26 protein-coding genes are annotated in these 26162 nt (G+C 47.0%); 12 read left to right on the top strand and 14 right to left on the bottom strand.

All coding sequences use genetic code 11. The annotated features are described in order from the left end of the window. Window positions 1–96 precede the first annotated feature (96 nt). From FSB84_RS11435 to FSB84_RS11410, 6 genes are all read right to left on the bottom strand, one after another. Complete coding sequence (locus tag FSB84_RS11435; RefSeq protein ID WP_130541431.1) at window positions 97–549, bottom strand: PepSY-like domain-containing protein; 453 nt, start codon at window positions 547–549, stop codon at window positions 97–99. A gap of 59 nt (window positions 550–608) precedes the next feature. Further along, window positions 609–1274, bottom strand: coding sequence for a 16S rRNA (cytidine(1402)-2'-O)-methyltransferase (gene rsmI, locus FSB84_RS11430; RefSeq protein WP_130541432.1), 666 nt, complete (start codon window positions 1272–1274; stop codon window positions 609–611). Further along, window positions 1274–1522: a phosphoribosylformylglycinamidine synthase subunit PurS gene (gene purS, locus FSB84_RS11425; protein ID WP_130541433.1), complete on the bottom strand. Its 249-nt coding sequence runs from the start codon at window positions 1520–1522 to the stop codon at window positions 1274–1276. The genes rsmI and purS overlap by 1 nt, the downstream gene beginning before the upstream one ends. 126 nt (window positions 1523–1648) lie before the next feature. Beyond that, a complete protein-coding gene (locus tag FSB84_RS11420; RefSeq protein WP_130541434.1) occupies window positions 1649–2659 on the bottom strand; it encodes a carboxypeptidase-like regulatory domain-containing protein in 1011 nt (336 codons plus the stop codon). A 166-nt stretch (window positions 2660–2825) separates the two neighbouring features. Next, the gene (locus FSB84_RS11415) at window positions 2826–3596 is read right to left on the bottom strand and encodes a CDP-alcohol phosphatidyltransferase family protein (RefSeq protein WP_130541435.1); all 771 of its coding nucleotides are present in this window, start codon (window positions 3594–3596) and stop codon (window positions 2826–2828) included. 15 nt (window positions 3597–3611) lie between these two features. Further along, on the bottom strand, window positions 3612–4904 hold the full coding sequence (locus tag FSB84_RS11410) for an aminopeptidase P family protein (RefSeq protein ID WP_130541436.1): 1293 nt from the start codon (window positions 4902–4904) through the stop codon (window positions 3612–3614). Window positions 4905–5131: 227 nt separating this feature from the next. On the opposite strand from FSB84_RS11410, the gene pckA reads away from it, so the two are divergent. After that, window positions 5132–6736 (top strand): phosphoenolpyruvate carboxykinase (ATP), encoded by a 1605-nt coding sequence (gene pckA / locus FSB84_RS11405; protein ID WP_130541437.1) that lies wholly within the window; start codon window positions 5132–5134, stop codon window positions 6734–6736. Between the two features lie 144 nt (window positions 6737–6880). After that, a complete protein-coding gene (locus FSB84_RS11400) occupies window positions 6881–7432 on the top strand; it encodes a DUF922 domain-containing protein (RefSeq protein ID WP_130541438.1) in 552 nt (183 codons plus the stop codon). Window position 7433: 1 nt separating this feature from the next. Here the strand turns inward: FSB84_RS11400 and FSB84_RS11395 are convergent, their stop codons facing one another. After that, window positions 7434–8069 carry a deoxynucleoside kinase gene (locus FSB84_RS11395; protein ID WP_127131122.1) on the bottom strand — a complete coding sequence of 212 codons (636 nt, stop codon included), beginning with the start codon at window positions 8067–8069 and terminating at the stop codon, window positions 7434–7436. A 124-nt stretch (window positions 8070–8193) separates the two neighbouring features. Beyond that, complete coding sequence (gene trpS / locus FSB84_RS11390; protein WP_225980050.1) at window positions 8194–9204, bottom strand: tryptophan--tRNA ligase; 1011 nt, start codon at window positions 9202–9204, stop codon at window positions 8194–8196. A 215-nt stretch (window positions 9205–9419) separates the two neighbouring features. On the opposite strand from trpS, the gene FSB84_RS31670 reads away from it, so the two are divergent. The 5 genes from FSB84_RS31670 (at window position 9420) to FSB84_RS11365 (ending at window position 11680) form a co-directional block, all read left to right on the top strand. Further along, entirely contained in the window at window positions 9420–9668 is a 249-nt protein-coding gene (locus tag FSB84_RS31670) for a type II toxin-antitoxin system HigB family toxin (RefSeq protein WP_207234262.1), read from the top strand. Further along, window positions 9646–10005 carry a helix-turn-helix domain-containing protein gene (locus FSB84_RS11380; RefSeq protein WP_130541439.1) on the top strand — a complete coding sequence of 120 codons (360 nt, stop codon included), beginning with the start codon at window positions 9646–9648 and terminating at the stop codon, window positions 10003–10005. Before FSB84_RS31670 ends, FSB84_RS11380 begins: the two co-directional genes overlap by 23 nt. 76 nt (window positions 10006–10081) lie before the next feature. Beyond that, window positions 10082–10378 (top strand): Asp-tRNA(Asn)/Glu-tRNA(Gln) amidotransferase subunit GatC, encoded by a 297-nt coding sequence (gene gatC, locus FSB84_RS11375; protein ID WP_130541440.1) that lies wholly within the window; start codon window positions 10082–10084, stop codon window positions 10376–10378. Between the two features lie 10 nt (window positions 10379–10388). Then, on the top strand, window positions 10389–11093 hold the full coding sequence (locus tag FSB84_RS11370) for an ABC transporter ATP-binding protein (RefSeq protein WP_130541441.1): 705 nt from the start codon (window positions 10389–10391) through the stop codon (window positions 11091–11093). Window positions 11094–11119: 26 nt separating this feature from the next. Beyond that, the gene (locus FSB84_RS11365) at window positions 11120–11680 is read left to right on the top strand and encodes a cob(I)yrinic acid a,c-diamide adenosyltransferase (protein ID WP_130541442.1); all 561 of its coding nucleotides are present in this window, start codon (window positions 11120–11122) and stop codon (window positions 11678–11680) included. Here the strand turns inward: FSB84_RS11365 and FSB84_RS11360 are convergent. Then, window positions 11677–12327: an ABC transporter ATP-binding protein gene (locus tag FSB84_RS11360; protein ID WP_130541443.1), complete on the bottom strand. Its 651-nt coding sequence runs from the start codon at window positions 12325–12327 to the stop codon at window positions 11677–11679. The genes FSB84_RS11365 and FSB84_RS11360 overlap by 4 nt on opposite strands. Before the next feature lie 228 nt (window positions 12328–12555). Here FSB84_RS11360 and FSB84_RS11355 point away from each other — a divergent pair, with 228 nt between their 5' ends. Further along, the gene (locus FSB84_RS11355) at window positions 12556–12777 is read left to right on the top strand and encodes a DUF2795 domain-containing protein (RefSeq protein ID WP_014221625.1); all 222 of its coding nucleotides are present in this window, start codon (window positions 12556–12558) and stop codon (window positions 12775–12777) included. Between the two features lie 151 nt (window positions 12778–12928). On the opposite strand, the gene FSB84_RS11350 is transcribed toward FSB84_RS11355, so the two are convergent. The 5 genes from FSB84_RS11350 to FSB84_RS11330 form a co-directional block, all read right to left on the bottom strand. After that, the gene (locus tag FSB84_RS11350; RefSeq protein WP_130541444.1) at window positions 12929–13741 is read right to left on the bottom strand and encodes an enoyl-ACP reductase FabI; all 813 of its coding nucleotides are present in this window, start codon (window positions 13739–13741) and stop codon (window positions 12929–12931) included. Between the two features lie 64 nt (window positions 13742–13805). After that, entirely contained in the window at window positions 13806–15464 is a 1659-nt protein-coding gene (gene recN, locus FSB84_RS11345) for a DNA repair protein RecN (protein ID WP_130541445.1), read from the bottom strand. Between the two features lie 49 nt (window positions 15465–15513). Continuing rightward, on the bottom strand, window positions 15514–17037 hold the full coding sequence (locus FSB84_RS11340) for a tetratricopeptide repeat protein (RefSeq protein ID WP_130541446.1): 1524 nt from the start codon (window positions 17035–17037) through the stop codon (window positions 15514–15516). A 101-nt stretch (window positions 17038–17138) separates the two neighbouring features. Then, window positions 17139–17894, bottom strand: coding sequence for a zinc ribbon domain-containing protein (locus FSB84_RS11335; protein ID WP_130541447.1), 756 nt, complete (start codon window positions 17892–17894; stop codon window positions 17139–17141). Window positions 17895–17938: 44 nt separating this feature from the next. Continuing rightward, window positions 17939–19036 carry a Nif3-like dinuclear metal center hexameric protein gene (locus tag FSB84_RS11330; RefSeq protein ID WP_130541448.1) on the bottom strand — a complete coding sequence of 366 codons (1098 nt, stop codon included), beginning with the start codon at window positions 19034–19036 and terminating at the stop codon, window positions 17939–17941. 144 nt (window positions 19037–19180) lie between these two features. Between FSB84_RS11330 and FSB84_RS11325 the strand changes: the two genes are divergently transcribed. The 4 genes from FSB84_RS11325 to FSB84_RS11310 all read left to right on the top strand — a co-directional run bounded on the left by FSB84_RS11325 (window position 19181) and on the right by FSB84_RS11310 (window position 26121). Continuing rightward, window positions 19181–20893, top strand: coding sequence for a tetratricopeptide repeat protein (locus tag FSB84_RS11325; RefSeq protein ID WP_130541449.1), 1713 nt, complete (start codon window positions 19181–19183; stop codon window positions 20891–20893). Between the two features lie 662 nt (window positions 20894–21555). Next, the gene (locus tag FSB84_RS11320) at window positions 21556–22551 is read left to right on the top strand and encodes a hypothetical protein (RefSeq protein WP_130541450.1); all 996 of its coding nucleotides are present in this window, start codon (window positions 21556–21558) and stop codon (window positions 22549–22551) included. A gap of 211 nt (window positions 22552–22762) precedes the next feature. Next, the gene (locus tag FSB84_RS11315) at window positions 22763–23926 is read left to right on the top strand and encodes an HlyD family secretion protein (protein WP_130541451.1); all 1164 of its coding nucleotides are present in this window, start codon (window positions 22763–22765) and stop codon (window positions 23924–23926) included. Window positions 23927–23943: 17 nt separating this feature from the next. Continuing rightward, window positions 23944–26121 (top strand): peptidase domain-containing ABC transporter, encoded by a 2178-nt coding sequence (locus tag FSB84_RS11310; protein ID WP_130541452.1) that lies wholly within the window; start codon window positions 23944–23946, stop codon window positions 26119–26121. Window positions 26122–26162: the final 41 nt, after the last annotated feature.

Here is a 26162-nt window from a genome sequence, read left to right as displayed (position 1 = left end):
TAAACAAATATATGTAGTAGACTACATAATTCAAAATAAAAGGAAATGCCAGCCGTATGATTCGGCTGGCATTCATTTATGCTGATTGATAATTGTCTATAGCGTGATATTGTCTTTCAGTAATTTTCCCTCACTACTGAAGAGCAGGTTCTTCTTCTGAAGATCACTTTTCTTGATGTGCAAACGGTATTCCACTTTATCTCCGGGCACCTGTATCTTGTAGGCCTCATCCAGTTCCCATTCTGTGAATTTGCTCTTATTGAATCCTTCCTTCACTTCGCCGGGGATATCGGTTACACCTATTTCACTTTCAGTGCTCTTCCATTCTCCTTTATTGGTGAACCTTGCTTCATACTCTGTTCCGCTTTCCTTGAATTCGGCCACAAAAACGGTCATTTTATCTTTCCATTCCACATCCTGTGCGTTGGGATATTTCTTTTTGAACGCCTCTGTTACTGCAGCCGGCACCTTGCGCAACTGAGCAAAGAGGGTATTTTGCGCCACAACCAGCAATGCGATGGTCATGAACAAAGCGATGCTCTTCTTCATATTGATTTTTGTTTTATGAGGAAGATGCAAATATCAAACCGCAAAATGATAAGGGAATCTTAATCCACACCTGCTACAACGATCACGATCTCGCCTTTCACTTCTTTTTGTTTGAAGTGAGCTGCTACTTCCGCGAGTGTGCCACGGGCATTTTCCTCGAACATCTTGGTAAGCTCGCGGCTGACGCTGCATTGGCGGTCTGGCCCGAAATAAGTGATGAACTCTTCCAGTGTTTTCACCAGGCGGTGAGGGGATTCGTAGAAGATCATGGTGCGTTCTTCCAGGACCAGTTTTTTCATCATGGTCTGGCGGCCTTTTTTGAGAGGAAGGAATCCTTCAAAAGTAAAGCGGTTGGTAGGGAGCCCGCTGTTCACGAGTGCAGGAACAAAAGCTGTGGCGCCGGGGAGGCTTTCCACTTTCACACCTGCTTTGGCGCATTCACGCACCAGCAGAAAGGCGGCATCTGAAATGCCGGGCGTTCCTGCATCCGACACCATCGCTATTTTCTTTCCTCCCTGCAATTGATTCACCAGGTGTTGCAATACCTGGTGCTCATTGTGCTGATGGTAAGGACTTATCGGCCGCTGGATCTGATAGTGGTTGAGCAGCTTCACCGTTGTACGGGTATCCTCAGCCAGTATCAGATCCACCTGTTTCAACACTTCCAGGGCTCTCAGCGTGATGTCCTGGAGATTACCGATAGGTGTAGGAACAATGTATAACACTATTGTTGAACGTGGATTTCGAAATATTCCATCACTTGATTGGCCAACAGTTTTTTGGTGGCTTCTTCTGCAACCTGCTTTGCCTTTTCCGCATTTTCAGCTTCTACCTGCAGGGTAATGCTTTTTCCGATACGTACATCCTTGATGGCGGTGATCCCCAGGTTCTGTAAACCTCCTATCACTGCTTTTCCCTGTGGGTCGAGTAATTCTTTCAGCGGCATTACGGTCACCTGAACTGTATAGGTCATTTTGTGCGATTTTAAGGCGCAAAACTATGTGAATTTGGTGATTTATTAAATAGAAAGCAGGATTGCCCTCAAACAAATAAAAAAGAGGCGTTTTTGGGCACCTCTTCAATAAGTTAAAGAGCTGTATCAACTTGAATACTTTTTAACATCAACGGCCACTTCCTGCCAATCACCCCTGTACGGCAATACTTCATTACCATTACCTGTTCTTGGAATGGTAACATGGATATAGGAGGGGGTGTGGCGGGTTCCTGTTTTGGGTGTCAATCCATATTGTCCTTCCCTGGGATTGAAGAACGTTTCAACCAGGTAAGCATCACCGGCTGGTGCGCTTACTTCCACTTTATATTTGCCCAGTGGCAGATTAACTATCTCCATCGATTGGTGCATATTGCCTACCGTTTTTACAATGATGAACGTTTTCTTTTCTGCAGCATGGAACAGGCTCAGAGGTGTGAGTTTGATGGTAAACTTCGATCCCAGCGGCAATCCATCAGGCGAGTAAGTAGCATCCCAAATTTCCCAGCCCAGTGTCATGTTACCGCCAAAATAATTATTCGGGATCCAGGCTTCGGTGGCCAGTTCGGCAGGATCGCCCTGGCCATAAGGAAGCAAAACAAAATTTTCCACTGCTCCCGAAGGGCCGGACCAGGTGGAGAGCTCTCCATCTGCAGGATACAGGCCCAACGCTGCGCGGTTGCCTTCAAAGTCAACCGCTACCCCGGTATTATAGAATTCGGCAACGCCAAATGGAACCTCGAATTCATAATACCCTTTGTCATTGGTTACTCCATATGCAGGAGTACTTACGCCGCCTACTACAGAAGACCTCACTCCGATGGATGCATTCTTAACCGGGCGTCCATAAGTATCTTTCACATATCCTCTCACTTTATTGGATTTTGCCTGCAGGTTTGCAAATTCAGGAAGTTGCTTTCGTTGATTCCCCATTACATTCACATAGCGGGTATTGCCATCTACTGTGAGACTTGTACTGGATGCAGGCAGTTGATCAAAAGGTATCTCGGGTATGATCTTTCCGGGATCATCTTCTCCTCCTGCACTTTCCTTGTCTTTTTTCGAGCATGCATTCAACATGATCATTGCCGTTAGACCGAACAATAATATTTTTTTCATAATTGTATTGATTGCGCATAATTACGGCTGTTATGCCTGAATAACAGCCTGATCCCGATGAATTGCACATTGGTTCGTTGAATGCCCTCCCTGTGTAGATGGATGAAAGCAAACAGGGCATACCCGGTTATGGATATACCCTGTTCCAATTGCGTTATTCAGTTGATTAATGTGCTGCTTCCTTTTTTGCCACTGCCAGTGAGAGTATCACATAGAGCAGGAATACCACAGGCACGGCCAGCCATTTCAAAAAGATGCCGGCAACAACAGCAACGATCAGCAAAATGAATTTCGGCAGGTTGTTCTTTATTGAAAAATCCTTGAACTTAAGCGCCATCAATGGAAGTGTGCTTACCATCAGCCAGCTCAGCAAAATGATCATGGCATACAGTGTCCATTTATTAAGCAGGATGCTATTCAGATCGAAATAATTATAGAGCAGGATCAGCGGCAATGAAGCCACTACCAGGCCTGCAGCCGGAATGGGCACGCCTTTGAATCCGTAGGCCTGCGACTTATCTACATTGAAACGCGCCAGTCTGTAAGCGCCTGCACAGGGGAAGATCACGGCAGGCATGAGCGCCCAGATTGAAACATCCAGTCCATCTTCAGTTCCGATAAAACTGATACGCAGCAGTTGATAGAAGATCATACCAGGTGCAACGCCAAAGCTCACCACATCTGCCAGTGAATCCAACTGGGCTCCGATCTCCGACGTGGCTTTGAACAGCCTTGCCACAAAACCATCCAGGAAATCTACAATGGCTGCAATGCCGATGCATACAGATCCCCACCAGATCTTCTCTGGCAACTGCGCAACCCATGTGCCCTGCTCACTACTCGTAACAAGGGTTTCGCCGGTTTGAAGGATCAGGATAACGGCCATACACCCGAACACGAGGTTCAGCAGTGTAAATAAATTGGGGATCTGTTTCATAAGTTGGTTGGAAGGTTATTTTTTCTTCATCAATGCTTCGATCTCTTCTACAGTGATGGGGATCTTTGCCATCAGGTCTTTATTGCCGGTTTTGGTCACCCACACATTGTTCTCGATGCGGATGCCCATCTGTTCCTGTTCGATATAAATTCCTGGTTCGATAGTGAATACCATTCCTGGTTTGATGGGCGCTGTTCTGGTGCCCAGATCATGCACATCGATGCCGAGGTGATGGCTGATGCCATGATAAAGATATTTCCTGTAAGCGCGATTGTCTTTGTCTTCGTTCTTTACATCTTCCTTGCTGAGCAAGCCGAGTTTGATGAAAACTTTAGTGGCTTCATCGCCCGCTTTCTCTGTATAATCGTTGATGGTGATACCGGGTTTGAGAATGCTCTTGCAGTAATTGTGGATCTGCAAACAACCGTTGTATACTTCTTTCTGGCGTTTGCTGAATTTACCATTCACGGGTACAGTACGCGTCAGGTCTGCATTGTAGCCACCATACTCAGCGCCGAAATCCATCAGGATCAGATCACCGTCCTTACATTCCTGGTTGTTATTAACGTAGTGGAGTATGCGCGCACTGTCTCCGCTGGCGATGATGGAACCATAGCCGGGCCTTGTTGCGCGGCGGCTTAGGAAGCCATGCCAGATCTTTGCTTCGATCTCATATTCCATAACGCCGGGACGAATGAATTTGAGGAGATCGATGAATGTATCTTTTGTTATATCGATGGCCTGCTGCATCACTTCCACTTCCTGCGGAGTTTTGATGGCGCGCAGCTCCTTCATGATGCGGGCGCTGCGTTTGTAGTTGTGAAGCGGGTAACGCTGCTTCATCTCCTGGATATAACGATAATCCCTAACCGGAACGAGGTTCGCTTTGCGGTCGTTCTCATTTGAATTGAGATAGATGGTATCTGCGAGATGGATCCAGGTCTGGAGAACAGCATCGAGTGTATCTAGCCATATAATGGTTTTGACGCCGGAGATCTGACGCGCTTCTTCTGCCCTCAGTCTTTTTCCGTCCCATTTTTCTTTCATTTCATTGGGGCGTACCAGTACAAGTACTTCGCGGAAGCGGGGATCGGGATTATCCGGGAAAAGCACTACCATGGAATCTTCCTGGTCTATTCCACTGAGCCAGAAAAGGTCAGAGTTCTGTTTGAAGGTATGGATGGCATCGCCATTGGTTGGGAGTTCATCATTACTGTTGAAGATAGCGATCGAATTTTTGTCCATACTGGCTACAAATCGCTTCCTGTTCTGCACGAAAATGTCCTGATTTAGAGGAAGATATTTCATTATGTAGTGAATTGAAGGTGTAAATGTAATAAAATGAGTATTTAGTATTTATTCAACCAATTGCATAAGGTTTTGTAAATTGCTACAACGAACAATTGTTAGTTGAATAATATTCAATATAAGCCCCCAAAAACATGAATTTCATTCAATTTTACCGGAATATGGGGCTTTGTTTTGAATTTTTTTAAATTCTACCTTTGTCGTCTAACTTAAACAATGCTTGTTTTATGTCAGTACCAACTGTTAACATTCCCATTCAAGAATTAACCAGGCTTGGATTAAAGGAGACTGCTACACTCCACTATCAACTAAGCCCCGAGGAGCTGGTGCAGGACGCTCTGCGAACCGGTGAAGGCGTTCTCAACGATACAGGGGCACTGGTGATTCAAACCGGAGAATTTACCGGCCGCAGTCCGAAGGATAAATTCACTGTGAAAGATGAGATCACTGAAAGCACAGTCAACTGGAACGACTTCAACCTTCCTATCGAAGAAAAATATTTTCATGTGATCCGCGAAAAGATCGTGGCTCACTTGAACAAGGCCAATGAATTATGGGTGCGTGATTGCTATGCATGCGCCGATCCCCGCTATCGTCTGAACATCCGCGTGGTGAACGAAAAAGCGTTTACCAATCTTTTCGCGTATAATATGTTCCTCCGCCCCACGGAAGAAGAGCTGGAGACTTTTCAACCCGAGTGGACCATCCTCTCCGCTCCCGATCTGAAACTGGATCCCCAGGAATGCGGCACGCGCCAGCACAATGCTGCCGTTGTCAGCTTCAAACACAAAATGATCCTCATTGCCGGCACTGGTTATACCGGTGAAACCAAGAAAGGTATCTTCTCTGTACTGAACTATATCCTGCCTCACGAGAAAGGCGTACTGAGCATGCACTGCTCCGCCAATATGGGTGAGAATGGAGACACAGCATTGTTCTTCGGATTGAGCGGAACCGGCAAAACCACGCTGAGCGCGGATCCTAACCGTAAACTGATCGGCGATGATGAGCATGGCTGGACCAACGACAATATCTTCAATTTCGAAGGTGGCTGCTATGCAAAGACCATCGACCTGAGCGAAGAGAAAGAACCTGAGATCTATCATGCGATCCGTCCCGGCGCACTGGTTGAAAACACAACTTTCTTCCCCGGCACCAAAACGATCGATTTCTCCAGCAAACAGATCACAGAGAACACGAGGGTTTCCTATCCCCTCAATTATATCAGCAATGCCCTGGAACCATCAATTGGTGAGATCCCGCAGAATATTTTCTTCCTTACCTGCGATGCATCCGGTGTACTGCCTCCTATTTCAAAGCTCACGCCTGCACAGGCCATGTACCAGTTCATCAGCGGTTATACTGCCAAGGTAGCCGGAACAGAAGCCGGTGTAACCGAGCCGAAATCCACTTTCAGCGCCTGCTTCGGAGCTCCCTTCCTTCCACTTCATCCCGGCCGGTACGCCGCCATGTTGGGAGAAAAGATGAAAAGGCACCGCGTGCGCGTGTGGCTGATCAATACCGGCTGGACCGGTGGCGCTTACGGAACCGGCAGCCGCATGAAGCTGTCTTACACCCGCGCTATGATCTCTGCTGCACTGGAAGGCAAGCTGGATAAGATGGATTACCACAATCATCCCATCTTCGGCATCGCCATTCCGGAAGGATGTCCCGGCGTTCCTACAGAACTGCTGGACCCACGTAATACCTGGGCCGACAAAGCCGCTTACGACAAGGCTGCTCAGAACCTGGCCGCCCAGTTTGTGAAGAATTTTGAAAAATATGCCGCCGGCGTTCAGGAAGAAATCCTGGCTGCTGCGCCAAAAATTTAGTCGGGGAAAACCTGGTCCATCTCATGTTTTTTCAGGACATTAGATAGCCCAAATTTCCCGGACAACCCGGCCTCCAACGATTTTTGCCAATGAAACTCCATCCCCGGATGGAGTTTTTTTTATTTTCTTAGCTTTACTCTAAATATGCAAACATTCATTCTGATCTGGTTACTGAGCTGGCAATCCGTACAGCAACAGCCACCCTCCATACCCTGGAGTGAAATGCGCAAGCTGAGTTGGGACGACTTCAAAGCGCGTCCTGACGCGGCTTCAGCCAATGCTGCCATGACCAACAGCATCATCAATATCGAATTCAATTTCGACGATACCAGTCTTGATTACACCATCAGTTGCCGCTTCGATAAAAATCGTTCATGGGTAAAGGTTAGAACCGCTCCTGTACTTCAGCATGAGCAGGGGCATTTCGATATTGCAGAGATCTTTGCAAGGAAACTGGCAAAGGAAATGAAGGGATACCGGTTCAATCCCGGCACCGTGCAGAACGATGTCAACAATATTTACGACCGCATTATGGCTGTATACCAGAAACAACAACTACTATACGACCAGGAAACCGATTTCAGCCGCAACAAGGAGAAACAGGCGGAATGGCTCACAAAGATCACCAACGATCTTAGATCACTGGAAGCGTTCGCCGGTTATGGCAAACAACAGGTGATATCCATAAAGAAATAGCTTAGAACAATCCGTAGAGTTGTGAATCGATCTTGCTGATGATCTCTCCCAGGTGCTCTTCATTCTCCGGGAACTTATTCTTGTCTATATCGATCACCAGTAATGGACCTTCCTTGTATCCATCGATCCATTTATTGTAGAAATCGTTGAGGCGCTTGAGATAGTCCAGCCGGATATTCTCTTCGTATTCACGTCCCCGTTTCTGGATCTGTGCTACCAGTGTGGGCACGGAGGCGCGGAGATAGATCATGAGATCGGGTGGCTGCACCATGCTCTTGAGGGTTTCGAAGAACAGGAAGTAGTTATCGAAATCACGTTTGCTCATGAGGCCCATCTCGTGAAGGTTGGGCGCGAAGATATAAGCATCCTCATAGATGGTGCGGTCCTGTATAACGGTTTCGGTACCGCGATGAATATCGAGAAGCTGATTGAGACGACTGTTGAGGAAATAGATCTGGAGATTGAAGCTCCAGCGCGGCATGTCTTCATAGAAATCCAGCAGATAGGGATTGTGGTCTACATCTTCAAACTGAGGGATCCAGCGGTAATGCTTGCTCAGCAGCTCTGTGAGGGTAGTTTTCCCGGCACCGATATTACCTGCAATCGCGATATGCTTTGGTTTCTTGCTCTTTGCCATTTTTGTGTTGAATGATAAGAATATGGTAAATGCCTCATCCCTTGCAGCAGCATGTAACCGCCTTGGCAATGAGAAATTAAGGTATCGATTCTTTTTGGAATTTGGACTTTAGTGCCGGGCTTTTTTAATAATAGTTCAGGCCCATGGCATCTCTCACGAGCAGCATGGTAGCCTGTGCACTTTTGCGTGCTTTGGCGGCTCCTTTTTCCATGATCTCTTTGAGGTATTTTTCGTCTGTGCGGATGGCTTCGGCTTTCTCGCGGATGGGACTGATGAACTTCACCATGTCTTCCGCCAGTTGTTTTTTAAGATCGCCATAACGGATGGTGCCGTTATTATAAGTGTTCATGAATTGCTCAATCACATCGGGCGCGCAAACCAGTTTCATCAGGCTGAACAGGTTTGAAATATTCTCACCCATGGGTGTACCAGGCTCGGGCGTACCGCTGTCTGTTTTCGCTTTCATCACTTTTTTGCGGATCAGTTCATCATCATCGGAAAGATAGATGGTTGCAAACTGATTTTCGCTCTTGCTCATTTTTCCTGCGCCGTCAAGACTGGGTACTTTCACCAATTCATCACCGTAGTTGAAAGCATGTGGTTCAGGGAACACATCACCAAAGCGGTGATTGAAACGGTTGCCGAAATTGCGGCTCATTTCCAAATGCTGCTCCTGGTCTTTTCCCACAGGCACCAATGTTGCGCGATGAAGGAGTATATCTGCCGCCTGCAGTACCGGATAAGTGAGCAATCCTGCATTCACGTTATCTGGGTGCAACCTGGCTTTTTCTTTGAACGTTACTGTTTTTTCCAGCTCTCCCTTGTAAGCAAGCATATTCAGGAGCAGGTAAAGCTCATTGGTTTCGTATACATGGCTCTGACAATACAAAGCAGCTTTATCAGGATCGAGACCGCAGGCAATATTCTCCGCCAGAACGCGGGCTACATTCGACTTCAGTTCTTTTGTTTCTGTGAGAGTGGTAAGGGCGTGCAGATCAGCAACCATGAAATAACAGGTGAATTCGTTCTGCATGCGAACATAATTGCGCAGTGCGCCAAAATAATTCCCCAGGTGAAGAAAACCCGTTGGCCTGATGCCACTCATGACTATCTGTTGTTCTGCTCCTTTTTCCATAAGGGGGCGAAGATAAGAAACGTTGGGGTTTTTAAAGAGTAAAGGAACGGCGAACGGGGTTAAAGGCGGATGAAATTCCTGGATTTTTAATTGATACAACATGTTACCAAATTGGTAACATGTTGTATCTTTGAAGTGCTTGCCTATGAGAATAATCGCTGTGAAAACAATAAAAGACTGGCTTCTTCTGCTTCTTCATACCGGGACAACAGGGATTGTTCCGGTATGAAGAAGCAGAAGAAGCCTGGTGGAATAGTGCCAATGAATTGAAAATACAATTCAGAAGCGCCTCTATTCTGAATAATAAGCGCGTTGTATTTAATATTCATGGGAATTCATTCCGGTTGATAGTAGACATTGAATGCCGGTTAAAAATCGTTTTCATTGTCTGGTTCGGCACACACAAACAATACGACAAAACAGACGCGATAAGAATCAGCTATGCTCAAGCCAATAAAAAATAACAAACAATACGAAGCAGCACTGGCGCGTGTATACGCTTTGATGCAGAAGGATCTTAAGCCAGATTCAAAGGAATCGGACGAAGTTGAAGTGCTTTCCATTCTCATCAAAGAATACGAAAACGTTCAATTCCCTATTCCAAAACCCAATCCATTAGAGGCAATCAGATTTCGGATGGAGCAAATGAATATGTCCGAATCGGAACTTTCCGTTATTCTTGGTTACAGATCAAGAAAATCAGAGATCCTTTCAGGAAAGCGAAAACTGAATCTCACTATGATCAGGAAAATTCATTCCATTCTGCGCATTCCCGCAGAAATCCTGATACAGCCTTATTAAAACACTGAGTATTTTAAACAAACCTTTTATCCCATTCCCCCGAAAAGTCTGGCAAAACCAGTTATTTTTGTTAAGTATGGAAGTAAATGACGCAATGGTAGAGAACCTGGCCAACCTGGCGCGGCTCCAGTTCAGCGATGCAGAAAAAGAAATTATTTCGAATGATCTGCAACGAATGATCGCTTTCGTCGACAAACTGAATGAGCTGGACACCACGGGTGTGCCTCCCCTTTTACACATGACAGACAATTTCAATGTATTGAGAGAAGATGAGGTCAAAGGTTCCATCTCAAGAGCAGAAGGCCTGAAGAATGCCCCCGGCACCGATGGTGTTTTCTTCAAAGTGCCTAAAGTAATCAGAAAAGAAGGCTAAACCGATCCGTATGCAATCAATCATCCACCTCGAAGGTATCCGCAAGAGCTATTACATGGGCAAACAGGAATTACAGGTACTGAAAGGTATCGACCTGGATATTTTGAAAAACGAGTACGTAGCGCTGATGGGGCCTTCCGGCTCCGGCAAAAGTACCCTGATGAATATCCTCGGTTGCCTGGACTCCCCCACAGGTGGAAAATATGTATTGAATGGCCATGATGTGAGCAAGATGGCTGACGATAACCTGGCCGATATCCGTAACAAAGAGATCGGTTTCGTTTTCCAGCAATTCAATCTCCTTCCCCGTCTCACCGCGCTCGAAAATGTAGCCCTGCCACTGGTATATGCCGGTATCGGCCGCAAGCAGAGAACGGAAATGGCCATGGATGTGATCGGGAAAGTAGGTCTGCAGGACAGAAGCCATCACAAGCCGAATGAATTGTCCGGTGGTCAGTGTCAGCGCGTTGCCATTGCCCGCGCATTGGTGAACAATCCTTCGCTGATCCTTGCGGATGAACCTACCGGTAACCTGGATACGAAAACTTCCATCGAGATCATGGATATATTCGGGAAGATCCAGGCCGGCGGTAACACTGTTGTACTGGTAACCCACGAAGAAGATATAGCCAACCACGCAAAACGCATCGTGCGGCTGCGTGATGGCCTCATTGAAAGCGACAAGACGCAGGCAGGCACTCTCCAGCATGCGTAAGCGCAGCACTTTTCAACGCCAATATCATGTCACTCAAGATTTATACAAAAACCGGCGACAAGGGTAATACTTCCCTCATCGGCGGCACCAAAGTTCCCAAATCAGATCTCCGCATAGAAGCTTACGGAACAGTGGATGAGCTCAATTCATTCATCGGCCTCTGCCGCGACCTCATTACGGATGAGCCAGCACGTGAGCTGCTGCAATCCGTGCAGGACAGGCTCTTTGTTGTAGGCGCGGCCCTTGCCTGCGATCCTGAAAAGGAACCGAAAATGAAGATCCCGGATTTACAGCCGGACGATGTTACCGCATTGGAGAAAGCTATCGATACAATGAATGAGACCCTGCCTGTGATGAAATTCTTCATCCTGCCGGGCGGTGCTCCTGCTGTATCGCAATTACACATTGCACGCTGCGTCTGCCGCAGGGCCGAGCGCTGCTGCGTGAGACTGGAACTGGAAAGTCATGAAGTAGAACCCATCATTTTACAATACCTCAACCGCCTGAGCGATTACCTCTTCGTATTATCCCGCTATGTTGGACATACCATGGGTATTGCCGAGATTGCGTGGAAGCCCCGGGGTTAGATGATATTCCCATCTTTCATGTGAAGGATCCTGTCGCTCATCTGCGCCAGTTCTTCGTTATGCGTAACGATCAGGAAGGTTTGGTTGAATTGTTTGCGCAGATCGAAGAAAAGCTGGTGAAGCTCCCTTGCATTGGCAGAGTCCAGGTTACCGGTAGGCTCATCCGCAAATACGATCTTTGGACTGTTGATCAGGGCGCGGGCTACGGCTACACGTTGCTGTTCGCCGCCGGAGAGCTCATTAGGCTTGTTATTGGTGCGGTCTCCAAGGCCCAGGGTTTGCAGGAGATGTATGGCCCGGTCTGCCACTTCCTTCTTTTTTCTGCCGGCGATCCAGCCGGGAATACACACATTTTCCAAAGCCGAGAATTCCGGAAGAAGGTGGTGGAACTGGAAAACGAACCCGATATGTTTGTTGCGGAAGGCCGCAACCTGCCGGTCGTTCAGGAAATTGATGGCCTGCCCGTTGATGGACACCTGGCCTTTGTCTGGCTTATCCAGGGTGCCCAGGATATGCAGGAGTGTACTTTTCCCGGATCCGGAAGGGCCTACAATGCTGGCAATTTCGCCCTGGGCGATATTGATGTCCACTCCTTTCAACACCCATAACTGACCGTAATTCTTCTGAATGCCTGTGGCAGATAACATACGTTGAGGATTAACGAATAAGGCGTCAAGATACTACAATCCATCGGCCCGGAAGCCAGTTGAAATGGGGAGCGGGAAAATTTAAGAAAATGTTCCGCCCAGTTCTCAAAGATTGATTTGGTTTTTTCAATTAGAGGGTTACTTTTGCGAAAAAATTGATACCCTGAGGTATCGTATCTTTTTTAATAATTTCTCTAATTTCCAGATAAACAATTAAAACAGGCAGACATGTTTTGGACACTTGAATTAGCCTCCTACCTGGAAGATGCTCCCTGGCCTGCAACCAAAGACGAGCTGATTGACTATGCTATCCGCAGCGGCGCACCCATTGAGGTAGTAGAGAACCTTCAGGAGTTGGAAGACGAGGGAGAGATCTATGAGGGTATTGAGGACATTTGGCCCGATTATCCCAGCCAGGATGACTTTTTCTTCAACGAAGACGAGTATTGATCCCAGGAGCGGATCCTAAAATTATTGATTGAATGAAGGCTGTCTGATTACAGACAGTCTTTTTTATGCCCGTAATAAAGCTATAAAAAAAATCCCGGCTACAGAGGTAACCGGGACTTATTGTAAAACCTTCAACTATCAATAACAGCGTTTATTTTTCCATTTGTTCAATCACTTCCTGTGTTACGCCGGTGAAAGAGAATCCACCATCGTGGAAGAGATTTTGCATGGTCACCATTTTGGTGAGATCACTGAAGAGGGTCACCAGGTAATCAGCACAATTGTCTGCTGAAGCATTACCCAGCGGGCTCATCTTTTCAGCATAGCTCATGAAACCATCGAAACCTTTCACACCGCCACCTGCAGTTGTTTTTACAGGGCTCTGAGACACTGTGTTCACGCGTACTTTCTTACGAACACCATAATGATATCCGAAGCTGCGCGCCACACTTTCCAGCAATGCCTTGGCATCTGCCATTTCATTGTAATCAGGGAATACACGCTGTGCAGCGATATAGGTCAAAGCAGCAACGCTTCCCCACTCATTCAGCGCATCCATGTCCCAGGCGGTTTTCAGCACACGGTGAAGACTGAGGGATGAAATATCGAGTGTTTTCTGACTGAAATTATAATCGAGATCAGTGTAATGTTTTCCTTTACGCACGTTCATGCCCATAGCAACAGAGTGCAGAACAAAATCGATCTTACCGCCGAAATGCGCCATCGCACCTTCAAACAGTTTCTTCAGATCGTCCATATTGGTTACATCAGCAGGAATTACAGGGGCGTTCACTGCTTCGGCCAGTTTGTTGATCTCTCCCATACGCATGGCTACAGGAGCATTGGTCAACACGAGCTGGGCTCCTTCTTCATGACAACGCAGTGCAGTTCTCCAGGCAATAGACTTTTCGTCCAGTGCACCGAAGATGATCCCTTTCTTTCCTTTGAGTAAGTTGTACGACATAATGGTTGTTTGTACTTTATTATAGGTTTTTCGTTTGCGGGGGTAAATGTATAACATTTACACTTTAGTTCATCACCATTTCACGGGCATTCTCCAACGCAGCAGCGGTAGGTTTCTCTCCACTCAGCATCTGCGCAATGGCAGTGATACGTTCTTCCCTGCTCAGCTCCCTGATATTCGTTTTGATCTGCTCACCGCGGATCTCTTTGTATACGAAGTAGTGTGCATCAGCCTTTCCGGCGATCTGCGGCTGGTGTGTGATACTGATCACCTGGCGCTTCTTTGCCAGATCCTTCATGATGATGCCCACCTGCTTGGCCGCCTCACCGGAGATACCGGTATCGATCTCATCGAAGATCAAGGTGGCAAGATCAAGTGATTGAGCTACCAGCGACTTGATGCAAAGCATCAGCCTGCTCAATTCACCACCGCTCGCCACTTTGCGGATGGGCTCAAATCGATTGCTCTTATTGGCATCAAAGAGGAATTCAATATTATCTGCTCCGTGGTCCTGCAGGTTGGCATAAGGCTGAATGTCCACCTGCAATCTTGCATTGGGCATACCCACCTGCGACAGCAGTTTGTTCACAGTGTCCTGCAAGGGCTTCACTTGTTTCTGACGCTGGGCAGTAAGCTTAGATGCAAGCGCAACAGCTTCGCCCTGCAATTGAGCAGCGGCTTTTTCCTTGCTCAGGATCGCTTCATCTATATTCAGTACAGCCTGTAATTTATTATCGAGCTGATCACGGATCTCCAATAATTCATTGGTGGTTTTAACCCCATGTTTCTTCAGGAGTTTGTAACCAGTGGAGATCCTTTCATTGAGTTGTTCCAGTTGTTGCGGATCGAAATTCACTTTATCATTCAGTCCTTCGATCTCATCGGCAATATCCTGGATCTCTATCTGCGCAGATTGCAATCTTTGAAGGATAACGGGTATGGCTGTGTGAAATTCGGAGAACGACTGCAATTGATGACAGAGCGCCTTGAGTTGCTGTACCATCGGCTGCTCGCCCTCACTCAATTCAAAAGAAACCTTATTGAGTGTGTTCTTGATGCCTTCCGCATTGCTGAGCAATCTTAGATTGGCTTCCGCTTCCTCCAGCTCATTTTCACGAAGGCCTGCTTCCTGCAGTTCATCGAAGAGGAACTTGTTATAATCGAATTCTTTGGTGAATTGATTTTTCTGTTGCAGTAATTCTTCCAGCTCCTGTTTGGTATGATGCCAGTGCTGGAATACAGTTTTGTATTGCTGCAGTTGATCGGCATTGCCGGCCATGGCATCGATCACTTCGCGCTGGAAAAGACTTTCGCCCAGTTCCAGTGTATCGAACTGACGATGCAGGTCAACCAGCACATTGCTGAGTTGACGCAGTTGCTCCAGGTTAACTGGCGTATCATTTACAAATGCGCGGCTCTTGCCATTGGCTGCGATCTCGCGCCGGATCACCAGTTCCTCTTCGGCATCTAGATCATGCTCGCGCAGGAATTGTTTGATCACCTTCCTGCCTTCGGTAGCAAAGGTCCCTTCCACCACACATTTCTTATCCTTATTCAGCAGAACAGATGGATCTGCACGATCGCCGAGTATCAGCGACAAAGCACCCATGAGTATTGATTTACCAGCGCCTGTTTCACCGGTGATGATGTTCAGCTTTGCAGAGAATGCGATCTCCAGCTCATCGATGATAGCGTAATTCTGGATGTGAAGACGTTTAAGCATAGGTGGAGGCAAATTAATTTGAAAAACTGAGAATCGGAAAAATTCAATATCAATTGCCCTTGCATCTGGCTACTCCTGCCTTGGCGCGCTGGTCCAATGAGTTCTTATAATCATGGTCGGGCATCTTCATACAGCGCTCATACCAGGTAATGGCTGTTGCCTTATCTCCTTTCCCTTCATAGAGCATGCCCAGTTGCAATGCCGCACGGGCGGCAAAATATTCTTTACGGAATTCGCCCAGTTTGATGGCTTCCTTATAAAATGGAATAGCTGCCGTGTCTGCTCCCATATCATCATACAACCTTCCAACGCGGTACGACAGCTCCAACTGATCTTCCACTGCATGATAATCGGAAACAGATTTCCCGTGCAGGAGGCGGAGCGCTTCTTTATAATAGCCTCCATCGTTCAACAACCTTGCCTGCAATAAAGTTTTGTTGGGCCACCTGCCGGTCCTGGCTTCTTTCTGCGCCTGCTTGTCTGCTTCCGTATCTGTGTTGCCACGTTTGAGTACTTCAGCCCGGTACCAGCTGGCCTTGTTCTGATCTCCCGCCAGGTAATAATGCCAGCTCAGCTTCTGCAATGCATCCTTAACGTAAAACTTGCCTTTGAAATTTTTCAGGAACTTATCAAAATATTGTGCGGCATCAGGCTCCAGCTTATGCAATTTCACATAGCCCATTTCCAGGTCCCATATTGAAGTGGAAAGATATTCTGATCCTTTATTCCTTTTTTCAAGAATATCTTCCGCACGTTCACTGTCCTGGCTATTCAATGCGAGGTTACTGGCGAGGTATGCAAAGAGATGATTGTTCACCAGGTCCAGCTGCTGACTCTTTATGAACTTCGCCACACCTTCTTTATTGTTCTGAATATAGAATTGAAGATAGCAGTAATAAAAGATGGATTCATCGTGGAAGAGATTTTCCCATTCATCGTTCCCTCTTACAAATTGTTCAACGCTTTTCATTCCTTCTTTGATATTCCCTTTCATACCGAGCAGGTTTGACAACCATTTGTAACCATCGGGGATAGTGCCTACTGTTACCTGCATGGCGCCATGGTACAATTTATTGGGTGAGAACGAAGGGAAACTGGCGAGGTTTTCTTTCGCCTGTAAAAAGGAACGCCGGAATTCCCAGCCTGCATCCCATCTATAACCGAATTTGATCCTGACGGCAGCCCATTGAAAATGGATCACAGCTTTGGAGTACAGGAAGAAAGGGGAATCAGTTGGTCCCTGGTCAAAGAGCGCCAATCGCTGATCGCGGCTCGGAAATCTTTTCTCATACTCTTTCGGGTCTTCATTGAAGAAGAGCACGAAGAAGTCGATATAATTTTCCAGCAGGTAAGGCACCAGGTTATTGGGATGCTTTTGTTTTTCGGCATCCAGCATCTTTTGTCCATTCTGCAATTTGAGGCTCAGTATCTCTTTGTAAGCGGTACGGCATTCGTTATTGAAATCGAAAACCTTTTGCGCATGGGAGGAAAAGGTAAAGAGACAGAAGAACAGGCTTGCAGCAAGCAAGCGAAGTTGTTGGCGATGGGAGGCGTAGAGCAGCACATTCGTCATGCTGCAATATAATACATAAAAAAACTCCCCCCATAAGGGAGGAGTTTACTGCCAAAATATTACTAAGGTACAAAAACACGGAATCGTGCTGTTCGCAGGCCTTACTTCACATCAACTGAATCGAACAGGTCTCTGTCAACGAGGATACGTCCGCAGTTCTCACACACGATCACTTTCTTGCGCTGACGGATCTCACTCTGACGTTGAGGGGGGATCGCATTGAAGCAACCACCGCAGGCATCACGTTCTACCGGTACAACGGCCAGGCCATTGCGGTAGTTCTTACGGATGCGATCGAAAGAAAACAGCATACGCTCTTCCACTTTCTCGCGGGCATCGGAAGCCAGCTTTGCAAAGTGTTTTTCTTCTTTCTCAGTTCCGGCGATGATCTTTTCCAGTTCTGCTTTTTTGGTGTTCAATACACCATCCTTATTAGCGATGTTCTTTTTTGCTTTTTCGAGTACCACCACTTTGTCGGCGATCTCTTCGTTCGCATCGCGGATATGTTTTTCAGCCAGCTTCATTTCCAGTTGCTGCATTTCGATCTCTTTGTTGATCGCTTCGAACTCGCGGCTGTTCTTTACATTCTCGCTTTGCTTTTCGTATTTCTTGATCAGGGCTTCTGCTTCCTTGATCAGGTTCTTTTTGGAATTGATGAACTCCTGGATACCGTTGATCTCTTCCTCAATACGTGTCTGGCGGGCATTCAGTCCAAGGATTTCATCTTCCAGATCGCTCACTTCCATTGGCAACTCTCCTTTCAGGATCTGGATCTCGTCTATTTTAGACTCAACTTTTTGCAGAGAAACCAGTGAGGATAATTTTTCCTCAACAGAATATTCTTTTACGTTCGCCATATTGTTTGATAAAGATTATAAAGTTTTTTTCGGGTCCACCAGGATCAATAAAAATAATTGACCGGGTTGGTTGGAACACCCGATTTAAGGACGGCAAAGGTAGTGAATTTTTCCCGCAAAATATCAACCAGCAGGTCTGTGGTAAACTGTTCGCTTTCAAAATGGCCAATATCTGCGATGATCATCCTTCCGTTGGCATCGAAGAATTCGTGATACTTCATATCGCCGGTTATATAAATATCCGCTCCCGCTGCTAATGCTTTGGAAACCAGGAAGCTACCAGCGCCTCCGCAAAGCGCCACCTTCCGGATGGCCTTTCCGGTGAAAGGTGTATGGCGGATCACATGAAGGTCGAACCGCTCTTTCAGGAGGCTGAGAAATTCCAGTTCACTTTTGGGAGCAGCCAGTTCGCCGATCAATCCGGCGCCCTGCCCGGGATGGGCATTGGCCAGGCTCACCACATCATAAGCCACTTCCTCATAGGGATGCGATTTGATAAGGGCCTGGACCACTGCGGATTGCAGCCAGGCCGGAAAAATTACTTCAAGTTTGGTTTCCTTTTCCTGATGGCGCCTGCCTTGTTCACCCACAAAAGGATCAGTGCCTTCGCCAGCTTTGAAAGTACCAGTGCCCTCCACCCCGAAACTGCATTCGCTGTATTTGCCGATCTCTCCGGCCCCGGCATTGAAAATGGCATCCCGGACTTTATCAGCCTGAGCATGCGGCACAAAAGTGAATATTTTTTTCAGGGTCCCTTCTTTGGGAGCCAGGATGCGGCGGTTGATCAGCTCCAGCCTGTCTGCCATCCGGCCGTTCACACCATCGATCACATGGTCCAGGTTAGTGTGTATGGCGTAAATGGCAATATCATTCTTGATGGCTGTGATAACGGTCTTTTCTACATAATTTTTTCCATTGATCTTTTTCAGCCCTCCGAAAATAATGGGATGATGCGCCACCACCAGGTTGCAGCGCTTGTCGATGGCTTCAAGTATCACGTCTTCAGTGGCATCCAGTGTACAGAGTACGCCTGTACATTGCCATCCGGCCTGTCCGGTCAACAGTCCGGCATTATCGTAGCTCTCCTGCAAAGCAGGCGGGGCAATCCCTTCAAGATAACTGATCACTTGTTGAATGGTCATGTTGCGAAGGTAGGCAACACGGTCGCTTTTAATAATATTATAATCTTTTTAAGCTTGTTTTAATCGCTTTTTTCTTTATTTCGCTCACCAATTCCCCGGAAAACCGCTTACCAGATCCCTGTATCTATAATCCTAAGAAAAAAAATGCTGAACCTGAAACCCGGGACTACTGCTGTATTCCTCCTGACTTTGCTGATGCTGCTGGCATTCCGGCCAGTCATTGCCCATCCGGGCGACTCTTTGGTGAACAAGCTTTCGCGCACAAAAAAGCCGGATCAACAGATCTTCATCCTTCACCAACTCTACCAAATCTCCCGTTACGAAAACATTCATGAAGCTGAAAAATACATGATGTCTGCCATCGACATCGGAATGAAAACGAGCAATACTGCTTCATTGGTGACCAGCTACCGGCAACTGGCAGCACTGTATGAGCAACAGCGCAATTACATGCAGGCACATCTGTTTTACCAGGAAGCACAGAAAACGGCAGTAGAATCCGACATGGCAGAAATCCTTCCTGAACTGAACTATCATATTGGTGTAGCGCTTTGCCGGCTCGACAGATACGCGGAAGCCCTCACCTATTTACAGCATGCATCGCTGGCCAGCTCGCCGGAACAACATGTGATCCGTCCCAAAGCAGCGCTCTTCCAGGCTTTCTGCTATTTTGAAGCAGAACAGGAAGACAAAGCCTTTCAACAGATCGATTCACTGCTTGGCGCAGCAAAGAAACCCGAAGACCTTCCGCTCATTGCCTTCTATAATTATGAACTGCAGTATTTCTGGAATCACCGCAAAGAGTGGGTAAAAGCATTGCCACTGAACGAGGCCGCTATCCAGCTTTTCATGGAGCATAACAATGACCACTATGCGATACTGGCCATGAAAGACAGGGCCGAGATTTACCTGACACTTGACAGTGTAAACCGTGCTGCAGATTATCTCCGCCGCGCACTGAACGGCATCAACAGTGCAGGCAGTTTCAATTATCTCAAGCCCGCCATCCTGGACGGCCTTGCCACCTGTTATCGTAAGCTTAATGATAATATACTGAGCCAGTCGTACGAAAGACAATCAAAAATGCTGCGCGACAGCATGTCTGCTAAAGGGAAAGCCGCTATGATGCCCATCCAGAGCGTATCCTATCCGGGTGTGCTTCCTTATAAGAAAACCAGTATCGGCGGGCTCAACAACTGGCAGAGCAGATTGACTCCATTATTGTTGTTCGTATTCGGCAGCCTGAGCCTGGTGATCTGGTTCCGGTACAGAAAGATAAAATCCAATATCAACCGGGAAAAAGCAGCAGCACTCGAAACAGCAAGGCGTGTAGCTGATCAGGAAAAACAGATCGCCATCCGCGAAGCTTATGAACAACTGGAAAAAGAAAAAGAAGACGCTGTACATGAAGCCAGGGGGCTTGTGGAAAAAGTGAGGGAAGAGGCCAGGACGCTGCAGGCGCAGATTGCCACAACGTCCGTGCTGCTGGCCAATAAAACAGAATACCTTCAGCAACTGCAGGAGAAATTGTATACCAGCAATAATGAAGACTGCCGTCGTTTTGCAAAAGAGATCAAAAGCAATATCGGCGATAATGATTACTGGGGTGAATTCATTCGCAGCTTCAATCTGCTGCATCAGCATACAATCGACAAGATCACAAAAAAACATCCTGATCTCACTCCCAATGAAGTGAAGCTAACCTGCTTCGTTTTAGCAGGGATGAACAACAAAGAGATCGCTGGTGTGTTTTCGGTTGAGCCTGAGAGTGTGAAAAAAGCCAGGTACAGGTTGAAGAAAAAACTGAAACTCACGGAGGAAGAAAGTCTAAGGTCTTACCTCGAGCAACTACAGTAATGTGCAATACCAATGATTTTTGACAGGGGCCAGAGCAATCCCTACCTTCTTTTTTTACGTATATCTACCACTCTATAACGAATGTATATGCTACACTAAGCCGGGATCGAGACGGCCCACCGTAATAATTCAGAAAAACCCGCCTAACGGATACAAACATTCGATCATATATTTTTCAATAAGTATCAGCATTCTCCCATTCCATGTCCCCCTATTGCCTACCTCAAATGGATTTTTTTCCATTGATCTACTATTTGTCCTCCCCCATTTTTTTGAAAGGAATTGATATTTCGCAAGATTTGCGTACCAACAAGAACATCCAAGATCCTATCACAAAAATTACTGTTCCGTTTTCCGCTATAAATTATAGCATAGGTTAAAGGGCAGGGGCACAAGGGCAATATCCATCATTCTATTGAAGACAATCCAGATCTATATCCAATGAGCCCTGGATTCAATGCCTATCAAGACCAATCTGATCGTTGTCCTTGATCCTGTTTAATGGACAGGATTATTTAAAGGGTTTAAAAAATGGCGGTGTTTACCGCCATTTTTGTTTTGCGTATACTTACCTGCAAATTCTTTCGTTATAAAAAGGTGGCGCAACTGAAAAAACATTTTACATATATTAGCGTCTTCTCACCATTAAGCCAAATCTGACTATGACTACGATCAAAGGTTTCATACGCTCCACCAATGCAACCCTGAACAGAGTAGAAAGGAATCAAAAAAGAAAAGCCAGGGAAGCAGCAGACCGCTTCAGGAAACAATTGAAAGAGCAGGAATTGTCAGATGCTACGGCTGCGGTACAGGAATATGAAGAGTATATCGAAGTGCTGAAATCTGTGCACAAAGATGTTTCCGATGAAATGGACTGGCAGGCGCTGGCTGGTTTGCCCGAGCCCCCGGCTCCCGGTCTTTCCAATAAGAATGAAGAAACAGCGATCAACAAACGCAACAACTATCGTCCATCCCTGACCGATAAACTGTTCGGACTCAAAGCCGGGAAGATCAGGAAACTTGACAATGCGATCCCCAAAGCCCAACAGACAGATAACCAGGAATTCCAGGCAGCTCAAAAACAATATGAAAGTGATTTACAGGATTGGAAAACGCTGAACAGGATCTCTAACGGGATTCTGAAGAAACAATTGGAAGCTTACAAAGAAGCTGTTGAACAGTTCAATCCCTTTGGTGAGATCAATGAATTGGGATCTAAACTTACAGCAGAATTTCAAGCTGAGCGTGGAGTTTTGGATCTGCATGTAAACACAGATCAGATCATCCCCAGGTTTGTTTTATCACAAACATCTACCGGAAAATTATCAAAAAAGGAGATGGGTATCACGCGGTTCAATGAGCTGTATCAGGACTATATCAGCAGTTGCATGCTCAGGGTTGCAAGGGAAACTTTCGCTTTACTTCCTTTGAAATCTGTTATTGTCAATGCAAAGGCAGAACTATTGAATAATGCTACAGGAAAAATGGAGGAGCAGATCATTTTGTCTGTTGCCTTTGTACCAGAAACTTTCTCAAGAATAAACTTCGAACTTATCGATCCATCGGACTCTCTCAAAAACTTCGTCCACAACATGAAATTCTCCAAAACCGGTGGCTTTTCAGAAGTGCCACAGGTTGAAGCGCTATCCCATTCATAATACCCGTATCATTCCAGTTACCACCCCTCATCAGGTCAAAATATCCATTTCGCGATTAAATTAAATCTGAACTGGTAATTTGCCCGTATAATCATTTCCGTCCCTTTCGAAAACTGCTAACTCCCCCAACCGCAGTCAGTCCAAAAATATTTTCCGTAGGCGCTTAGTAAAGTAAGCCTGATTTATTGTTTGTATATAAAACACGAATCCCATGTCCAGGATCCTGCCAGCCGAGGTAATGCAGCAGTCTGCATATACCTGGCTACCCCGCATCAAAGTGAAAAGCCAGATCATCTATACCACGGTGCTCGGCGCTATTGTGATCACATTGATCGCAGCCATCTTTATCAAAGTAGACGTTAGTGTGAATGTTCCCGGAATCATTCGTCCCATTACAGAAAAGACCGAACTCAGAAGCCTCACTACAGGTTCCATTGCCAAGGTTCTGGTGAAAGATGGCGAAACTGTCAGGCAGGGACAACCGCTTTTATTGATGCAGCAGGATATCACCAACAGTAAGCTCAACCAGGCCAGCTATGAGCTCAACAAGCGACAGTCCTATATCAATGATCTCCGCTTACTGGCCAGCGGCGCAGGCCATCGCGTAAAATCAGGACAATACCGCCAGCAATACCTGTTGCACCAGGCATCACTTTCAGAGCAAAGGGCGGGACTTGAAAAACTCCGCTCGGATTTCAATATGTACACCAAACTCTATGATGAGAAGGTGATCGCGAAAAAAGAGTATGTAGAAAAGAAATACGCCTACGAACAGGCGAAGGCAAACTATCAGGCAAGAATAGCCGAACAGAACGCCCGCTGGCAGCAGGAACTGGAACAGGCGCGCGTGGAAGCACAGCAATACAGTTCCGGCAAAGACCAACTGCAGCGGGAACGTGACCTTCTGGAGATCAAGGCCCCGGTAAGCGGCACTGTACAACAGTTCAATGGACGATATGCAGGAGGCAGTGTACAAACCGGCGAGCTGCTCGGTTATGTGTCGCCCGATTCAGGGATGATAGCGGAAACATTCGTTTCACCTGCAGATATCGGTTATATCTACCAGGAAATGCCCGTGAAATTCCAGGTAGACGCATTCAATTATAATTCCTGGGGAACGCTGAACGGAAAAGTGATCAGTATCGATAATGATTTCACCATCATGAACGATCAGCCATTCTTCAAAGTGAAATGTGCGCTGAACAATACCTCCCTCACACTCCCCAATGGCGTAGAAGGCAAACTCAAAAAAGGGATGACCCTCCAATGCCGCTTTATCCTGGCAAGAAGAGGCTTATTGCAATTGCTCTATGAAAGAACAGACAACTGGATCAATCCAAATTCCAAACATGGCAGGGAAGTGCCAGTGAAATAACCATCCAATCAAATCCTATGCACCTGAAGAAGAACACCAAAGTAAAGCAACACGATATTACCGACTGCGGCGCGGCCTGTCTTCAATCCATTGCAGCCCATTACAACCTGCAGTTACCCATCGCACAGATCCGGCAAATGGCCGGCACCGATACCAAGGGCACCAATATCCTTGGGCTGGTGGAAGCCGCCCAGAAACTCGGCTTTGAAGCCAGGGGCGTGAAGGGAAGCTATGAAGCCATGCTGGATATGCCTGTGCCCGCCATCGCTCACGTGATAGTGCAGCAGCGCATCGTACACTATGTAGTGATCTATAAGGTAACCCCTGAAGAAGTAGTGGTGATGGACCCGATAGACGGACAGGCCCATACCATCAAAAAAGAAGAGTTCCTGAAAACCTGGACCTCCGTGCTGGTATTACTTCTGCCTGCAGAAACCTTCCGCGAAGGGAACGGGAAAGTATCACATCTCCGCAGGTTCTGGACACTGCTGCGTCCGCATAAGGCAGTATCACTCCAGGTATTGTTCGGGGCCGCTGTTTACACGATACTTGGTTTGTCAGTTTCACTCTATGTTCAGAATATTGTAGACCATGTACTGATCGGCGGCAATACAAGACTGCTGAACCTGATGGGCGTGACCATGATCATGATACTGCTGCTGCAGTTCTTCATCGGCAGCCTGAAAAATCTTTTTGCCCTCAAGACCAGTCAGCATCTGGACGCCAGCCTGATCCTGGGCTATTACAAGCACCTGCTGAAACTGCCCCAGACTTTCTTCGACACCATGCGCGTGGGAGAGATCACCAGCCGGATCACAGATGCGGTGAAAATTCGTGTATTCATCAACGATACTGCCATGGGATTGATCGTGAATGCCTTTATCGTGGTCTTCTCTTTCATCGTAATGTTCATCTATCAGTGGAAGCTGGCCTTTCTGGTGATGGCTGTGATACCGCTCTACCTCATCATGTATGCCATCAGTAATCGCTTCAATAAAAAATGGCAAAGAAGGATGATGGAAGACAATGCCGAGCTCGGCAGTCAATTGGTGGAATCACTCAATACCATCACTACCATCAAAAGATTCGGACTGGAAGAACATGCCAACCTGAAAACCGAATCCCGTTTCATCAAACTGCTCAAAAGCATTTTCCATACAGGCGTTTTCAATGTGCATCTCGGCAATGCCGCTGCATTCGTAAATGGTTTGCTGATAGTGGCCTTGCTCTGGACCGGCGCCTACATGGTGGTAGGGAGGTCGCTCAGCGCAGGCGAGCTGCTTTCCTTCTATGCGCTGGTGGGCTATTTCACCGGCCCGGCCATGAGTATCATCGGCGCCAACAGGAGCATGCAGGATGCATTGATCGCAGCCGACCGTCTCTTTGAGATCATGGACCTGGAGCAGGAAGACAGCACCAACAAGATCAAACTGGAAGCCGGCAAAACAGGCGATATCAGTTTTCACCAGGTGAGCTTCCGCTATGGCACCAGGGTGGATGTTTTCAAAAACCTCAACCTCGAAATTCCCCGTAACAGTATCACCGCCATTGTTGGCGAAAGCGGCAGCGGCAAATCCACAATGATCTCCCTGCTGCAAAATCTCTACCCATTGAGAGGCGGACATATCGCTATCGGGGATACGGATATCCGTTACTTCGATAATGAGAGCCTGCGCCAGCGTGTAAGCGTGGTGCCCCAGCAGATCGATCTCTTTGCCGGATCTGTGCTGGAGAATATTGCCGTGGGAGAATTTGAGCCCGATATGCAGCGCGTGATCGATATCAGCCGGCAGCTGGGCATCCTTGAATTTGTTGAGCAGTTACCCGGCGGCTTCAATACCTGGCTGGGCGAGCATGGCGTGAACCTGTCCGGCGGTCAGCGTCAAAGACTGGCGATTGCACGTGCGCTTTACCGTGACCCGGACATCCTGATCCTGGACGAAGCCACTTCATCGCTGGACCCCATTGCAGACCAGATGGTGCAATTGGTATTGCAGCGGCTAAGAAGGAATGGGAAAACGATCATCGTGATCGCCCACCGCCTCAGTACTGTGATGAATGCAGACAAGATCGTTGTACTGAAGAATGGACAATTGCAGGGGCAGGGATCGCATTCACAATTGCTGGAAGGCAATACCACTTATGCCGAATTATGGCAACACCACCAGGGCATGATGGTGGGAGCAGAAGGATAATCCTTTACAATCTATATAAACCAGAATCTGGTAAACAACAT

The sequence above is a fragment of the Pseudobacter ginsenosidimutans genome, from assembly GCF_007970185.1.
GTDB classification, from domain to species: Bacteria; Bacteroidota; Bacteroidia; order Chitinophagales; family Chitinophagaceae; genus Pseudobacter; species Pseudobacter ginsenosidimutans.
Note: the sequence above shows the minus strand (reverse complement) of the source record. Positions and strands in the feature narration are given on the sequence as shown.

What these genes read in the sequence shown, in the direction of transcription:
- FSB84_RS11415 (WP_130541435.1), bottom strand. Translation starts at nt 3,596, where the DNA reads ATGAAACAGATCCCCAATTTATTTACACTGCTGAACCTCGTGTTCGGG.
- FSB84_RS11410 (WP_130541436.1), bottom strand. Translation starts at nt 4,904, where the DNA reads ATGAAATATCTTCCTCTAAATCAGGACATTTTCGTGCAGAACAGGAAG.
- FSB84_RS11340 (WP_130541446.1), bottom strand. Translation starts at nt 17,037, where the DNA reads ATGACGAATGTGCTGCTCTACGCCTCCCATCGCCAACAACTTCGCTTG.
- FSB84_RS11355 (WP_014221625.1), top strand. Translation starts at nt 12,556, where the DNA reads ATGTTTTGGACACTTGAATTAGCCTCCTACCTGGAAGATGCTCCCTGG.
- FSB84_RS11380 (WP_130541439.1), top strand. Translation starts at nt 9,646, where the DNA reads ATGCTCAAGCCAATAAAAAATAACAAACAATACGAAGCAGCACTGGCG.
- FSB84_RS11395 (WP_127131122.1), bottom strand. Translation starts at nt 8,069, where the DNA reads ATGGCAAAGAGCAAGAAACCAAAGCATATCGCGATTGCAGGTAATATC.
- FSB84_RS11335 (WP_130541447.1), bottom strand. Translation starts at nt 17,894, where the DNA reads ATGGCGAACGTAAAAGAATATTCTGTTGAGGAAAAATTATCCTCACTG.
- pckA (WP_130541437.1), top strand. Translation starts at nt 5,132, where the DNA reads ATGTCAGTACCAACTGTTAACATTCCCATTCAAGAATTAACCAGGCTT.
- purS (WP_130541433.1), bottom strand. Translation starts at nt 1,522, where the DNA reads ATGACCTATACAGTTCAGGTGACCGTAATGCCGCTGAAAGAATTACTC.
- FSB84_RS11400 (WP_130541438.1), top strand. Translation starts at nt 6,881, where the DNA reads ATGCAAACATTCATTCTGATCTGGTTACTGAGCTGGCAATCCGTACAG.
- FSB84_RS11320 (WP_130541450.1), top strand. Translation starts at nt 21,556, where the DNA reads ATGACTACGATCAAAGGTTTCATACGCTCCACCAATGCAACCCTGAAC.
- recN (WP_130541445.1), bottom strand. Translation starts at nt 15,464, where the DNA reads ATGCTTAAACGTCTTCACATCCAGAATTACGCTATCATCGATGAGCTG.
- gatC (WP_130541440.1), top strand. Translation starts at nt 10,082, where the DNA reads ATGGAAGTAAATGACGCAATGGTAGAGAACCTGGCCAACCTGGCGCGG.
- FSB84_RS11325 (WP_130541449.1), top strand. Translation starts at nt 19,181, where the DNA reads ATGCTGAACCTGAAACCCGGGACTACTGCTGTATTCCTCCTGACTTTG.
- FSB84_RS11420 (WP_130541434.1), bottom strand. Translation starts at nt 2,659, where the DNA reads ATGAAAAAAATATTATTGTTCGGTCTAACGGCAATGATCATGTTGAAT.
- FSB84_RS11350 (WP_130541444.1), bottom strand. Translation starts at nt 13,741, where the DNA reads ATGTCGTACAACTTACTCAAAGGAAAGAAAGGGATCATCTTCGGTGCA.
- FSB84_RS11360 (WP_130541443.1), bottom strand. Translation starts at nt 12,327, where the DNA reads ATGTTATCTGCCACAGGCATTCAGAAGAATTACGGTCAGTTATGGGTG.
- FSB84_RS11315 (WP_130541451.1), top strand. Translation starts at nt 22,763, where the DNA reads ATGTCCAGGATCCTGCCAGCCGAGGTAATGCAGCAGTCTGCATATACC.
- FSB84_RS11330 (WP_130541448.1), bottom strand. Translation starts at nt 19,036, where the DNA reads ATGACCATTCAACAAGTGATCAGTTATCTTGAAGGGATTGCCCCGCCT.
- FSB84_RS11370 (WP_130541441.1), top strand. Translation starts at nt 10,389, where the DNA reads ATGCAATCAATCATCCACCTCGAAGGTATCCGCAAGAGCTATTACATG.
- FSB84_RS11435 (WP_130541431.1), bottom strand. Translation starts at nt 549, where the DNA reads ATGAAGAAGAGCATCGCTTTGTTCATGACCATCGCATTGCTGGTTGTG.
- FSB84_RS11310 (WP_130541452.1), top strand. Translation starts at nt 23,944, where the DNA reads ATGCACCTGAAGAAGAACACCAAAGTAAAGCAACACGATATTACCGAC.
- trpS (WP_225980050.1), bottom strand. Translation starts at nt 9,204, where the DNA reads ATGGAAAAAGGAGCAGAACAACAGATAGTCATGAGTGGCATCAGGCCA.
- FSB84_RS11365 (WP_130541442.1), top strand. Translation starts at nt 11,120, where the DNA reads ATGTCACTCAAGATTTATACAAAAACCGGCGACAAGGGTAATACTTCC.